Annotated in this window: 1 pseudogene; it reads right to left on the reverse strand. The window is 68.5% G+C overall.

Features of this window, described 5'->3' with window-relative positions:
- Nucleotides 1-496 (reverse strand): annotated as a pseudogene (locus BGN97_RS18450) (acetyl-coenzyme A synthetase N-terminal domain-containing protein); the annotation flags it as partial.
- Nucleotides 497-853 lie beyond the last annotated feature (357 nt).

Genomic DNA, 853 nt, shown 5'->3' on the forward strand with positions numbered 1-853 from the left:
CGAACACGACGGAGTGGATCGCTCCGAGGCGGGCGATGGCGAGTATCGAGATGACGGCCTCGGGGATCATCGGCTGGTAGATGGCGACGCGGTCGCCGTGGCCGATGCCGAGGTCGGCGAGCACGTTCGCGGTGCGCTTGACCTCGTCGGTCAGCTCGGCGTAGGTGATGCTGCGGGAATCGCCCGGCTCGCCCTCCCAGTGGATGGCGACGCGGTCGCCGAGGCCGGCCTCGACGTGGCGGTCCAGGCAGTTGTAGGCGACGTTGAGCTCGCCGTCGTCGAACCACTTCGCGAACGGCGGGTTCGACCAGTCGAGCACCTGCGTGAACGGCTTGCTCCAGGTGAGCAGCTCGCGGGCCTGGTCGCCCCAGAAGCCCTCGCGGTCGGCCTTCGCGCGCTCGTACAGAGCCGGGTCGTCGATGGTGTTGGCCACGAACTCGTCGGACGGCGGGAACTTCCGCGACTCGTCGAGGAGGTGGTCGATCTGGCTGCTCATGGCACTTCGCTCCTTTGCGCGGGCTGTTCGGCCGCGACTGCGCGCGACCCGGGACAGGCCGAATCTAGTCGGGCGCCCGCACGGCGGCCTACTGTCGAAAGTCGGTAGTGCGCCTCGTTTGCATCGGCCTCGCAGCCTGCATACACTGACCTCAGCCGAATCTTATTCCGGCTTCAGCGCGCCCGATACCCCCGAACGCGGGTCGCGCGTGGGCGGCATCTCATTCCCCCCGTGAGGTGCCGCCCTTCGGCATTCTCGGGCGGTGTTCTCCCGCGGCCCTCGTCTGGCGCGTTCTCCCTGCACAACCGCGGATTCCGCAGGATTGTGCACATCCCGCGGGTTCACGGCTCCGGTGCG

Origin of the sequence: Microbacterium sp. 69-10 (genome assembly GCF_001897945.1) — a bacterium.
GTDB lineage: Bacteria > Actinomycetota > Actinomycetes > Actinomycetales > Microbacteriaceae > Microbacterium.